This is a genomic window from Clostridium tyrobutyricum (assembly GCF_019144085.1).
GTDB lineage: Bacteria > Bacillota > Clostridia > Clostridiales > Clostridiaceae > Clostridium_B > Clostridium_B tyrobutyricum_A.
Map to the genome: position 1 here is coordinate 1 of NZ_JAHHUY010000048.1, position 12,590 is coordinate 12,590.

Here is a 12,590-nt window from a genome sequence, read left to right on the forward strand (position 1 = left end):
AATTATTGTTATTCAACAAGCTATTAGTATATACTAATCTACATTTAGTTCAAAGGAGGTATATATATGAAGCAACCTAAAAACTCTTACAAAAAATTATTAGCATTCATGGGACCTGCTTATCTAGTAAGTGTAGGATATATGGATCCTGGAAATTGGGCAACTGATATTGCAGGAGGAAGTAAATTTGGTTATTCACTTATCTGGATCATACTATTGTCCAATATAATGGCGATATTTTTTCAAAGTCTATGTGCTAGACTAGGTGTAGTAACAGGTAAAGATCTAGCTCAATCCTGCAGAGACCATTATAATAGATTCATAAATTATTTTTTATGGATTCTATGTGAAATTGCAATTATAGCCACTGATATTGCAGAAGTTTTAGGTACAGCTATAGGACTTAATTTGATTTTTCATATTCCAATTATATATGGTGTACTAATTACAGGTTTTGATACTTTACTATTACTGCTACTAGATAGATTGGGTGTAAGAAAAATTGAGGCATTCATTCTTTGTCTTATTGCAATAATAGGAATTAGTTTTCTAATAGAAATAATTATTTCAAAACCTGATTATATAGGAATTATACATGGATTTGTACCAAGCATGCCAAATAGTGATGCTCTCTACATTGGAATAGGTATTATAGGAGCAACAATAATGCCACATAATCTTTATCTACACTCATCTATTGTACAAACAAGAAATATAAATAAAACTGAGGATGGATTAAAACAGGCAATTAAATTTAACAATTTAGATTCTCTATTTGCGCTAAATATTGCATTTCTAGTTAATGCCGGAATATTGATATTGGCAGCTTCCGTATTTCACAGAAGTGGCAACTATGGAGTAGATGATATACTTCAAGCTCATAAGCTTTTAGAACCTATACTCGGAAATACTCTTGCACCAATATTGTTTGGCATAGCACTTATAGCTGCTGGTCAATCCTCTACAATAACTGGAACTTATGCAGGACAAATTGTTATGGAAGGTTTTATTAATTTAAGAATTCAACCATGGGTAAGAAGACTTATAACAAGAATAATGGCTATTATTCCATCAGTATTTGTTATTATATATTTTGGTGATTCATCTACTGCAAACTTATTAATTTTAAGTCAAGTAATATTAAGTCTTCAATTATCTTTTGCAATTGTACCTTTAATACATTTCGTAAGCAGTAAAATCATCATGAAAAGATTTGTAATTTCTATCAAGACTAAAATTATAGCTTGGGTTTTATCTGCTTTAATAATTTTATTAAATATCGAGCTTGTTGTTGAAACTCTAAAAGATTGGATAACAATTGAAAAAGCAAAACCTCTAACATATATTCCAATATTTATATTATGCTTTGTTTTTGGTTTACTACTAATGTATATCATCTTTGAACCTATAATAAATGGAGTATACAATAATAGGGTTATAAATATTCATGGTAAAACACATTTTCCTGAGATAAATAAAATTACACCTTACAACAAAATAGCTTTAGCACTTGATTTTACCAAAAATGATGAAGCTGTATTATCACATGCTGTAAATTTAGCCAAACAAGATACTATTTTAATTTTGATTCATATAATAGAAAGCGCCGGTGCCAATATATATGGTACTCAAGTAAATGATAGCGAAACCCAAAACGACAGGAAAAGATTAAATTTTTACGTAGAACAATTAACCAGACTAGGTATTAAAAATTCCATATATGAAGTAGGCTATGGGAAAGCTGAAAAATCTATAGCTGAAATTGTAGAAAAGCAATCCGCTGACTTACTGATATTGGGCGCTCATGGACATAAAGGTATTACAGATATACTATTTGGAACTGTAACTGATAAAGTAAAACATAAAATTGCAATACCTATATTGATTGCAAGATAATATATTGGTAGTATTAAATGTATTCTAAGTAAACATTTGATACTACCCTATAGTATAAGTTAAACCATGTTGGAAATAACCATTTTAACAGAATTGTACAGTTATTACATAATAAACCATAATTATTTATATGTCTTTTACTACATTTCTTACTAATTTTTTAAAATTTCCACTTGCAATTTTTGATGTTTCAATTACTTCCCTATGTGCAAGAGGTTTATCAAGTATTCCAGCTGCCATATTAGTCATGCATGATATTCCAATAACTTTAATGCGACTATGGTTTGCAACTATTACTTCAGGGACTGTGGACATTCCTACCGCATCACCTCCAATAACTCTAACCATCTTTATTTCTGCAGGAGTTTCATAATTAGGTCCACTCATACAAACATATACTCCCTCTTGAATATCTATATTATTACGCTGTGCTATATTTTCTACTTTTCTTCTAAGATCTCTATCATAAGAATTTGACATATCAGGAAATCGTGTCCCAAAGCTATCCATATTTTTGCCTATAAGAGGATTATTAAAAGATAAATTTATATGGTCTTTTATGAGCATGAGCTGTCCTGGTTTATAATTCAAATTTACTGCTCCTGCAGCATTTGTAACTATTAAGTTTTTTATTCCTATTGATGCCATAACTCTAACTGGAAATGTAACTTGCTGCATACTATAGCCTTCATAATAATGAAATCTTCCTTGCATGGTCAAAATTATCTTTCCTTGAAACTTTCCTATAATTAATCTACCTTTATGTCCCTCAACGGTAGATACAGGAAAATTAGGTATATCATTGTAATCATATATTTCTTTTTCTTCTATTTCTTCTGCAATTTCACCAAGTCCCGAACCTAGTATTATTCCAATTTCAGGTTTATACTTTGTATTCTTCAATATATAATTTTTTGCTTGTTCAATCTTAATCTCAATACCCATAACATATGCTCTCCTAAATTAAATTTTACTACAACACAACAACTACCTATAATAATACCATATTAACATAGTATTTTTTTACATAGTAATAAATTTGAATTGAATAATTGAATTTATGATATATAATATACTATATATCATATTAACTAAGAAATGCGAGGTGATCACAAATTTATTGATCTTAATCAACATATTATATATTTTGTATCTTATAATAAACTATAAATAGGGGGATAAATAAAATGAAACATATCAACTTAGAATTTACGGAAAGTTTGGATAAAGCTATAAAACATTTGCGCAAACAAGGAGCCTTTTTAACAGCTAAAATTGACGATAGAGTAAATACCATGACAATAGGATGGGGAAGCGTCGGAATAGCATGGGGCAAGTCTATATTTACCTTATTTGTTAGAGAATCCAGATATACTCATGAATTTGTTGAAAAATCTGGTGAATTTACTATAAGCATACCTGTAAATGATGATTTAAAAAAGGCATTGGCTTTTTGTGGTGTAAAATCAGGTAGAGACCATGACAAGATCAAAGAATGTCATCTTAAACTAGTTCCTGGTGAAGTTGTATCAACTCCTGTTATACAGGGATGTGGTATCTATTTTGAGTGCAAAACCCTATATAAGCAGCAAATGAAAGCAGATTTTTTAGACAAAAAAATAAATAGCCAAAGCTATTCCGATGGTGACTACCATACTATTTATTACGCAGAAATAGTTAATTGCTACACATTGAATAAATAAAATGATTACAATAAAAATGCCCAGATATCATATAGTTGTATGTGGGAAAGTTCAAGGTGTTGGGTTTAGATATACCGCAAACTATTTAGCCTCTAAAATGGATTTAACAGGATGGGTTAAAAATATGGACAATGGAAATGTTTCCATAGAGCTTCAGGGACTATCAATCAATCCAAATGTATTTATAAAAGCTTTAGAGAAGGCCAATCGATTTATTAAAGTAGATAATCTGTACTATGAAAAAATAGATCTTATAGACTCGGAAAAATCATTTAAAATCAAATATTAAAATATGGCATAAGCCATGATGAGCTTATGCCATATTTTGAACTAAAATTATCAAAACTTATATTTTACCAATACTATAAAAGTGACTTATCCGGAGTAACAAGTATTTTAACCTGTTTTTTCTTTTCAGGTCCGGTCAATGTTTCAAATCCTTCTTTTATTATGTCATCAAGCGCTATTTTTTTTGTTATATATCCGTCCGTTTTTATTTCCCCATTATTTATTAATGCTATTGTTGCTGGAAATTCATGTCTATATGCAAGCGTACCTACTATTTTCTTTTCCGTAAATACCAATGAATTTGGGTTAAAGCTTGTTTCACCTTCCCAAATGCTTGTTACAACTAAAGTACCTTCATATTTTATACTCTCTATTCCAGTATTAAGTCCTATAACTGCACCAGTAGTTTCAAAAGCTGCATTTACTCCAACCCCATTTGTCAACTTTTTAACTTCTGCCGCTACATCTACTTCATTTGGATCAAGTACTACATCCGCACCAAACTCTTTTGCATAATCTTGTCTAATGGACTTTCTCTGTAAAACTGCTATAAAACTTGCTCCAGCCGCTCTTAAGCATTGAACGGTTGCAAGCCCTATTGGCCCTGCACCAAGAACTAAAGCTGTATCACCTATATTAAATTTAGCTATTCTAACTGAATGCAGTGCAACTGCTATAGGTTCAACAAGTGCAGCCTCTTCATATGACATGCTATCAGGTATCTTATGCACATATTCTTCCGGAAATACAGTATATTCTGCAAACCCGCCTCCACTTCCACATAATCCATGAAACCCAAGTGATTCACATAAATTGTATTTTCCTTCTAAACAGGCAGGACATTTACCACAAACAACCATAGGTTCAACAATAACTCTATCCCCTTCTTTAAATTTTGAAACTCCATTACCAACTTCCACTACATTTCCAGAAAATTCATGTCCTAGAACTACTGGAGCTGTAGAACCGCTCAAAGGATGAGGTTTACCTACAGGAATAAATATAGGTCCTCCAAGATATTCATGTAAATCAGAGCCACAAATTCCACACCATTTAACTTTAACCTTTACATATCCTTTTTTAACTTCAGGTTCATCTATTTCTTCTACTCTTACATCATTTCTATCATACCATAATGCAGCCTTCATAAAATCTCCTCCTTATGCCAATTATATGATTGACAAATTTAATACTAATTTCATTAATGTTAATATATTAACATTAATTTGTTAAGCAAATATCATGCCACGTATGTATAGTATAGTAAAAAGGATATCAAAATTTAAAATGTGCCATATTAATACATTAGTAAATGAGTCAATATGCTACACTTACTTAAAATGTGTCATTTTGACTCATTTACTTTTTATAATGAATAATATTGTATTTTTTTATCTTTCTATAAAGTGTAGATCTGCTTATATTTAATAGAGTTGCTGTTTTAACAAGATTTCCACTGCATTTTTCTATAGCATTCTGTATACTTTCCTTTTCCAACATTTGAATTGGTATAACTTCGCACATAATACTGTTTTTATTATATATATTATTTTTCAAATTAAAAGTTTGTTTTGTTTCTGTCAAGTAGTCACTAGAACACATTAATTCATCACTCAAATAATAGTCCCTCTCTACTACATTTCTAAGTTCTCTCACATTACCCAACCAAATGTTATTTTTCATCCTTTCTATATACGCATTTCCCACTAATTTTGATTGATGGATATTTTTTAGATTTAAACTTTTAACAAAATATCCTATTAAAAGTTCTATATCCTCTTTTCTATTTCTAAGAGCAATGGTTTGTATATTTATAACATTCAATCTATAATAGAGATCAGCTCTAAAATTTTTCTTTTTTACTTCATCTAATAGTATTCTATTAGTTGCACCTATTACTCTCACATCTAATTGTTTCTCATAATTTCCTCCAACTCTAATTATTTTATTATTGTCAAGAACTCTTAACAATTTTGATTGTATATCAAGTGGTAATTCTCCTATTTCATCAAGAAAGATTGTCCCACTATTTGCAAGTTCAAATTTGCCTGGATTTCCATCTCTAGATGCTCCTGTAAAAGCACCCTTTTCATATCCAAATAATTCACTTTCTACAAGTTCTCTTGGTATTGAACTACAATTAACAGCAACAAAAGGTCCATTTTTTCGGCTGCTATAATTATGAATTGATTGAGCCATAAGTTCTTTACCTGTTCCGCTCTCTCCTTCTATTAAAATATTGCAATCACTTTTGGAAGCTTTTTTAGCAAGTTCTATTGTTTTTTTCATATTATCATTATTTGTTATAATATCATCAAATTTATAAGAAGCTCTATATCCCATAAATTTTCCAACTAATTTATGATAATATTGAGATTCTCTAAAAGTTATAACAATACCTATGGTTTTATTTTTCATTTTTATAGGTACCGCATTTATCAAACATTTTATAGCTTTACCATTTATAAGGAAGTCGCATCCTGTATTGTTGTATGAGGTATCGCTTTTAGTCAACATAACTTTAAAATCTATATTTTTTATAATATTTCTAATATCATTGCCTTTGAAATTTATTTCATCTGCACATAATATTTGTTGTGCCTTAATATTCGTTCTAGTTATTTTTAATTTATTGTCTATTACTATCATGCCTTCTGATATAGAGTCTAAAGTTATATTCATAAGTTTATTTGACACAACAAGCTGGAATTCACGCTCTATTGCCTGAGCTGCAACTGTAACTATTCCAAGTGTATGAGAATGCGCATCATAATAATTTCCCGACATATTTATACAACCTATTATATTTCCAAATTTATCATGTATTGGTGAAGCAGAACACGTCCATGAATGTTGATTTAACATATAATGTTCTGAGCCTATAGTCTGTATTGGCTTATTTAAATATATGGCTGTTCCTATAGCATTGGTTCCTACTGATTTTTCTGTCCAAAGAGATCCTATTCTAAAATTCAATTCATTGGCCCTCTCCATTATATCCTTGTCACCAACTACATCTATTACATATCCTTGTTTATCAACTAACATAATTACAAAACCAGAACCAGCCACAGTGCTATATAAATGCTCTATAGTTGAATGAGCCACACATATTAAATCTGAATTCTCTTCTACTTTGTCTTTAGATCTTAATATGTTATCCTTTATTTCATATTCTGACATAGGATCAATACCATAATTTTTACATCTTCTCCATGAATCCGCTATTTCAGATCTAACTGCACTATTCATATATCCTTTTTTTATAAAATCAGACCAAGCTTTATGTATGAATTTTATATAATTTTCCAAAATTATCACCTTCTAAAATTTCATACTCTTTATAAATTATTTTATCATATATTATATATTTTTACATAATCATATTACTTGCATATTTAAAAAGATTGTCAATACTAGTTGAAAATTATGATTGTTATAATATATACTCTATACATTACTATTTAAAAGGGAGGAACAAAATGAATTTAACTGAACTATCTGTAAAAAAGCCAGCCGCAATAACTATGGTAATATTACTTCTTCTTGGGCTTGGTATATTTGGCTATAGAAATTTGGGCTCAAATCTCATGCCATCTATGGATATACCCATAATTTCCATATCAACACCATATATAGGTGCAAGTGCTGATGATATTAGGACAGATGTAGTAAAGCCAATTGAAGATTCAATTGCTGGCATAAGCGGCATTGACAAGATTCAGTCCACAGCAAGTGAGGGCCTTGGACAAACCATTATTACTTTTAAGATGAATACCAATATGAATACGGCATTTTTAGATGTACAAAAGGCAATAGATAATGCACAAGGCAAGCTTCCTAAAAATGCTGATAAACCTGTGCTTTTTAAAATTGATACAAATGCAATGCCAGTTTTAACTTTATCTATCTCTGGATCAACGTCTTATGATGAACTATATAACGCATCAAATAATATAACCCAGAAATTACAAAAAATTCAAGGTGTGGGAAATGTTACTCTTGAAGGTATACATAAAAAACAACTTATGATAAGATTAAATAAATCTTCCATAGATTATTATGGTGTTAATATAAATACTTTAATAAATAAACTTCAAGCAGATAATATAAACTTGCCGGCAGGACAAATAAAACAGGAAAACATGAATGAATCCGTAAGAGTTACAGGAGAATTTCAAAACATAAATGAGATAAAAAACATTTTAGTACCCACCTTGAATGGCTCTGAAATTCATCTTTCAGATATAGCTGATCTAAACTTAGAATATCCTGAAGAAAATGAACATTTAAGACTAAATGGGAAAAATACCATAGGTATAAGTATTCAAAAACAAAGTGATGCAAATGTAGTTAAAACTGTAGATAACATAAAATCAGAACTTGAAAATATAAAAAAAACACTTCCTAAAGGGATCAATCTAGTAACTGCTAATGATACAACAACATTTATAAATTCTTCACTTTCTGAAATACAACACAGTTTAATAGAGGGAATAATAACAACTGCCTTAGTTCTATTCATATTTTTAAGGAGTTGGAAGTCATCTCTTATAGTATTAGTTGCAATCCCTACTTCACTCGTATCCACTTTTTTCATCATGCATATTATGAATTTTACCCTCAACATGATGTCCCTTATGGGTCTTTCACTATGTATAGGAGTACTTGTAGATGATTCTATTGTTGTGCTTGAAAATATACAGCGGCATCTTGCTATGAAAAAAGATCCTGTAAGTGCAGCTATAGATGGACGTAATGAAATAGGACTTGCAGCCATAGCAATAACTTTATGCGATATTGTTGTATATGTTCCCGTTGCATTTATGTCAGGTATGGCAGGCGCTTTTTTCAAAGAATTTGGTTTAACTATCGCTTTTGCATCATTGTTTTCTCTATTTGTTTCATTTACAGTTACACCCATGCTGGCATCAAGATTTTACAATAAAGCTAATAATAAAAAATCTTCAGGAATTCTAGCTAGACTTAGCAAGACCAAAATGTTTAAAATATTAGACGGAATTTCAAAATCTATAGATAATTTAACAGCAATATATAGAAGAGCTCTTATATGGTCATTAAATCATAGGAAAAGAGTATTAGCTATTACTATATCCGCTCTAATAGGCTTTATTGCATTAATACCTATAGGTGGAATAGGAACAGAAGTTATGCCAGTAACGGACGAAAGTACTTTTACCATAAATATGTCCTTTGACTCTGGTACTACATTGAATCAAATGGATAATAAAGTTAAAAGGGTGGAAAATTATTTACATAATATTTCTGAAGTTAAAAGTTACTATTCTACAGTTGGTTCAAGTAGTGATGGTATAACATCCAGTAATTCAAGTTCTGGAAGTATAGTCGTAAATCTTGTTTCCAAAAAAGAGAGAAAAAAATCTCAATCTCAAATAGCATCTCAAGTAAGAAATTGGAATAAATCTTCTTTATCCGGAACAGATTTTTCTGTAAAAGAGTCCCAAACTATGAGCAGTGGAAATCCTATATCAATACAATTACTTGGAAATAATACTGAAACTTTAACTGAATTATCAGATAAAATAGAAAAAACGATAAATACTATTCCTGGAATTACAGATATTAATAATTCGACTAAAGCCAGCAAAAGTGAACTAAGAGTTCAAATAGATAGATTAGCTGCAGCACATTATGGAATATCCGCATCTGATATATCTTCCATACTTAGAACCGCAATACAGGGCTCTTCTGCTGGAGTATACAGAACAAACGGAAATGATTATGATATAATGGTAAAATTTGAAGATGGGGCTGTAAAAACGCCATCAGATATTGGATCTATAAATGTTTCAAACTCAGCTGGACAATCTGTACCAATAAATCAGATTGCATCCATTGTAAAATCTGATAGTCCACAATCCATATCTAGACAGGATAGACAAGATGTAGTCACAATTTCAGCAAATATCCAGGGGAGATCCTTAGGTGCTATAAATAAAGATATAACTCAAAAATTAAAATCATTTTCTGTTCCTGCAGGCTATGAAATCAAATATGGAGGAAGTCAGGAAGATATGACTGAAACCTTTACGTCTCTTATAGAAGCACTAATTATTTCCTTGATACTTATTTATATGATACTTGTTGTATTATATGAATCATTCTTAACTCCATTTATAAGAATGATATCATTGCCTTGTGCTTTAATAGGAGCCCTTGCAATACTGGCCATTACCGGGAAAACTTTAAATATGATGTCAATTATAGGTTTGATTATGCTTGATGGATTGGCATCCAAAAACGGCACCCTTTTAATAGACTATACAAATACACTTATGAAACGAGGGGAAAATTTAAAAAATGCTTTAATTGAGTCTGGTACTACAAGGCTAAGACCTATTATAATGACATCTGCAACAATGATTGTAGGTATGATTCCATCTGCACTTTCCATAGGTGAAGGCAGCGAATATAAATCAAGTATGTCAATGGTTGTTATAGGGGGAATGATAGCTTCTACAATCTTAACTCCCATAATACTGCCAATTGTATATACGTTAATGGACGATTTGAAAAATTATATATTTAAAAATAAAAATAAAAGCAAGCAATCAGAAATTCAGGAGGTATAAAATATTATGAAGTTCAAAAAAACTATTTGTAAAGTAATATTATGTATACTTGTAGTTCTAGCAATATCATCAATAGTACGTAACACAATTAAAAATAAAAAAGTAGTAAGTGAAAATCCTATTAAAAATGTAAGTGTAATTCAAACTAAACTTACATCTTTAAATACAAGTGTAGATTACTCTGGAAAATTAGTTATAGATAAACAGATATCAATATCTCCTAAATCACCGGGCAAAATTGATAGTTTAAACGTAAAAGAAGGTAGTGGTGTAAAAAGTGGTGAAGTGCTATTTACTCTTAATTCAGACTCACTTAAAGCCCAACTTGAACAACAGGAGGCAAACATAGCATCTGCTAATGCCAATTTAGAAAGGACAAAAAGTTCTGAAATTTCTCAGCAAATATTACAAGCTCAGCAAACTATAAAATCATCACAAATAAATTATGATGATTCTAAAAGCAACTATGATAAAATGCAAAAATTGTATTCAGCAGGCGCAGTTGCACAGCAAGATTTGGATGCATCTAAAACAAAATTGGATACTGCATCTGCCGCACTGGATTCAGCAAAACAAAATCTAAATTTAATACAGCAGAAAATTGGACCTGAATCAGTAAAAGTAGCACAAGCTCAAGTCTCTCAAGCTGAAGCCGGTATTAAATCAATTCAAACACAAATTGACGATAATACTATCAGATCACCTATTTCTGGTATTGTATCTTCATTAAATATACATCAAGGCGAAATTTCACCAACTGGTCAACCGTCTCTAGTTGTTATGGATTTAAGTTCACTAGTAGCAGAACTAACTGTCCCAGATAAAATGCTTTCCAAAATCAAAATCAATCAATCTTTATCTATAACTATTCCTGCTTTATCCAATAAAAAATTAACAGGAAAAGTAACAAATATAAGTTCTGATATAGATAGTAAAACTACGGAATATACAATTAAAATAAAAGTTAGCAGCTCGGATAATTCTTTAAAGCCAGGTATGTTCTGTAAAATATCATTACCAGATGAAAGTAAAAATAATATAATTACAGTGCCAAATCAAGCTATAAAAATTGAAAATGGAGTTTCTTACCTCTATACTGTAAAAAATAAAAAAGTACAAAAAATATCCGTGAATACAGGACTTTCAAATGATGAAATAACTGAAATCATATCCCCACAAATACACACTGGAGATAACATAATACCTGAAGGTCAGACATTTTTAAATGATGGTGATAAAGTTAAGATAATAAATTAGAAATTGTGACAATTTTATGATGATCTATATTGTCACCTATTATATATTTAGCATATTATAAATTAGGCTTTAAATATAAATTTTTATGTAAATCGTTATATTTTAAGTATTTGTTTATTTAGAAAGGGGTGAGAAAATTTGAGTAGACATCATAGAAGGCATAAAAGTAGCCGCAGCATAATACCTGAGGCATATACAGATACTAGCTATAGTGACGTTGAGAGTACTTCTGAACATGCTAATATTTCTTCTGAATTGGAAACTGATGAAAGTAAGAGTAATCTTGTAAATAATGATAACGATAGCTATCATCATCATGACTGTGATATAGATTCTATAAATTTTCGGGATAATTTAAGAAAATTTATAGGAAGACCAGTAACTGTATTTACAGGTAATTGCGGCGAAAATAGTCATACTTTTTCAGGAATACTACTTGGAGTAAATAAGTATTTTATTAGAATTGTAACTAAATTAGATCCTGCTCCAGATTTTTCTCTTGCAAATTCTTATAATCATAATACATGTGACCCATATGCTTTAGATAATCCATGTGATAATAGTTCAGACACTGATAATTTAAAATCTATAGTAGATATACCTATAAATAAGATTTCTGCTTTTATTCACAACTCACTATAGACTTCTGCTGGCACAAAATGCCAGCAGAATTTTTTTAATATGATAACTATTGACATATACAAGTAGAAATTATAAAATCATAGATATATAAATTTAAATATTAAAATATTAAAATATTACTATTAATTTTTTGTCATTTTAATATAAAATAAAAGATAATTATGTTTTTTTATTATTTATGAGGGGGCAA

Annotated in this window: 9 protein-coding genes; 6 read left to right on the forward strand and 3 right to left on the reverse strand. The window is 30.1% G+C overall.

The genetic code is table 11. The features are described 5' to 3' along the window. Nucleotides 1–66 precede the first annotated feature (66 nt). The gene (locus KM800_RS14335; RefSeq protein WP_217813693.1) at nt 67–1,896 is read left to right on the forward strand and encodes an Nramp family divalent metal transporter; all 1,830 of its coding nucleotides are present in this window, start codon (nt 67–69) and stop codon (nt 1,894–1,896) included. Between the two features lie 126 nt (nt 1,897–2,022). On the opposite strand, the gene KM800_RS14340 is transcribed toward KM800_RS14335, so the two are convergent. Then, nucleotides 2,023–2,841: a purine-nucleoside phosphorylase gene (locus KM800_RS14340; RefSeq protein WP_217813694.1), complete on the reverse strand. Its 819-nt coding sequence runs from the start codon at nt 2,839–2,841 to the stop codon at nt 2,023–2,025. Between the two features lie 242 nt (nt 2,842–3,083). Between KM800_RS14340 and KM800_RS14345 the strand changes: the two genes are divergently transcribed. Together KM800_RS14345 and KM800_RS14350 are read left to right on the forward strand one after the other, a co-directional pair. Continuing rightward, nucleotides 3,084–3,599: a flavin reductase family protein gene (locus tag KM800_RS14345; RefSeq protein WP_217813695.1), complete on the forward strand. Its 516-nt coding sequence runs from the start codon at nt 3,084–3,086 to the stop codon at nt 3,597–3,599. Nucleotide 3,600: 1 nt separating this feature from the next. Further along, nucleotides 3,601–3,888: an acylphosphatase gene (locus KM800_RS14350; RefSeq protein ID WP_254906579.1), complete on the forward strand. Its 288-nt coding sequence runs from the start codon at nt 3,601–3,603 to the stop codon at nt 3,886–3,888. Nucleotides 3,889–3,961: 73 nt separating this feature from the next. On the opposite strand, the gene KM800_RS14355 is transcribed toward KM800_RS14350, so the two are convergent. Both KM800_RS14355 and KM800_RS14360 read right to left on the reverse strand, forming a co-directional pair. Further along, nucleotides 3,962–5,035, reverse strand: a complete 1,074-nt coding sequence (locus KM800_RS14355) for a 2,3-butanediol dehydrogenase (RefSeq protein WP_217813696.1) — start codon at nt 5,033–5,035, stop codon at nt 3,962–3,964. Between the two features lie 211 nt (nt 5,036–5,246). Beyond that, complete coding sequence (locus KM800_RS14360) at nt 5,247–7,199, reverse strand: sigma-54-dependent Fis family transcriptional regulator (protein WP_217813697.1); 1,953 nt, start codon at nt 7,197–7,199, stop codon at nt 5,247–5,249. A gap of 170 nt (nt 7,200–7,369) precedes the next feature. On the opposite strand from KM800_RS14360, the gene KM800_RS14365 reads away from it, so the two are divergent. The 3 genes from KM800_RS14365 (at nt 7,370) to KM800_RS14375 (ending at nt 12,400) form a co-directional block, all read left to right on the forward strand. Continuing rightward, nucleotides 7,370–10,501, forward strand: a complete 3,132-nt coding sequence (locus KM800_RS14365; RefSeq protein WP_217813698.1) for an efflux RND transporter permease subunit — start codon at nt 7,370–7,372, stop codon at nt 10,499–10,501. 6 nt (nt 10,502–10,507) lie between these two features. Then, the gene (locus KM800_RS14370; RefSeq protein WP_217813699.1) at nt 10,508–11,758 is read left to right on the forward strand and encodes an efflux RND transporter periplasmic adaptor subunit; all 1,251 of its coding nucleotides are present in this window, start codon (nt 10,508–10,510) and stop codon (nt 11,756–11,758) included. Between the two features lie 138 nt (nt 11,759–11,896). Then, complete coding sequence (locus tag KM800_RS14375) at nt 11,897–12,400, forward strand: hypothetical protein (RefSeq protein ID WP_217813700.1); 504 nt, start codon at nt 11,897–11,899, stop codon at nt 12,398–12,400. The last annotated feature ends 190 nt before the right edge of the window (nt 12,401–12,590 follow it).

Excerpts from the sequence above, each read along its gene's own strand:
- KM800_RS14335 (WP_217813693.1), top strand. The coding sequence starts at position 67 with ATGAAGCAACCTAAAAACTCTTACAAAAAATTATTAGCATTCATGGGA.
- KM800_RS14370 (WP_217813699.1), top strand. The coding sequence starts at position 10,508 with ATGAAGTTCAAAAAAACTATTTGTAAAGTAATATTATGTATACTTGTA.
- KM800_RS14345 (WP_217813695.1), top strand. The coding sequence starts at position 3,084 with ATGAAACATATCAACTTAGAATTTACGGAAAGTTTGGATAAAGCTATA.
- KM800_RS14350 (WP_254906579.1), top strand. The coding sequence starts at position 3,601 with ATGATTACAATAAAAATGCCCAGATATCATATAGTTGTATGTGGGAAA.
- KM800_RS14340 (WP_217813694.1), bottom strand. The coding sequence starts at position 2,841 with ATGGGTATTGAGATTAAGATTGAACAAGCAAAAAATTATATATTGAAG.
- KM800_RS14355 (WP_217813696.1), bottom strand. The coding sequence starts at position 5,035 with ATGAAGGCTGCATTATGGTATGATAGAAATGATGTAAGAGTAGAAGAA.
- KM800_RS14365 (WP_217813698.1), top strand. The coding sequence starts at position 7,370 with ATGAATTTAACTGAACTATCTGTAAAAAAGCCAGCCGCAATAACTATG.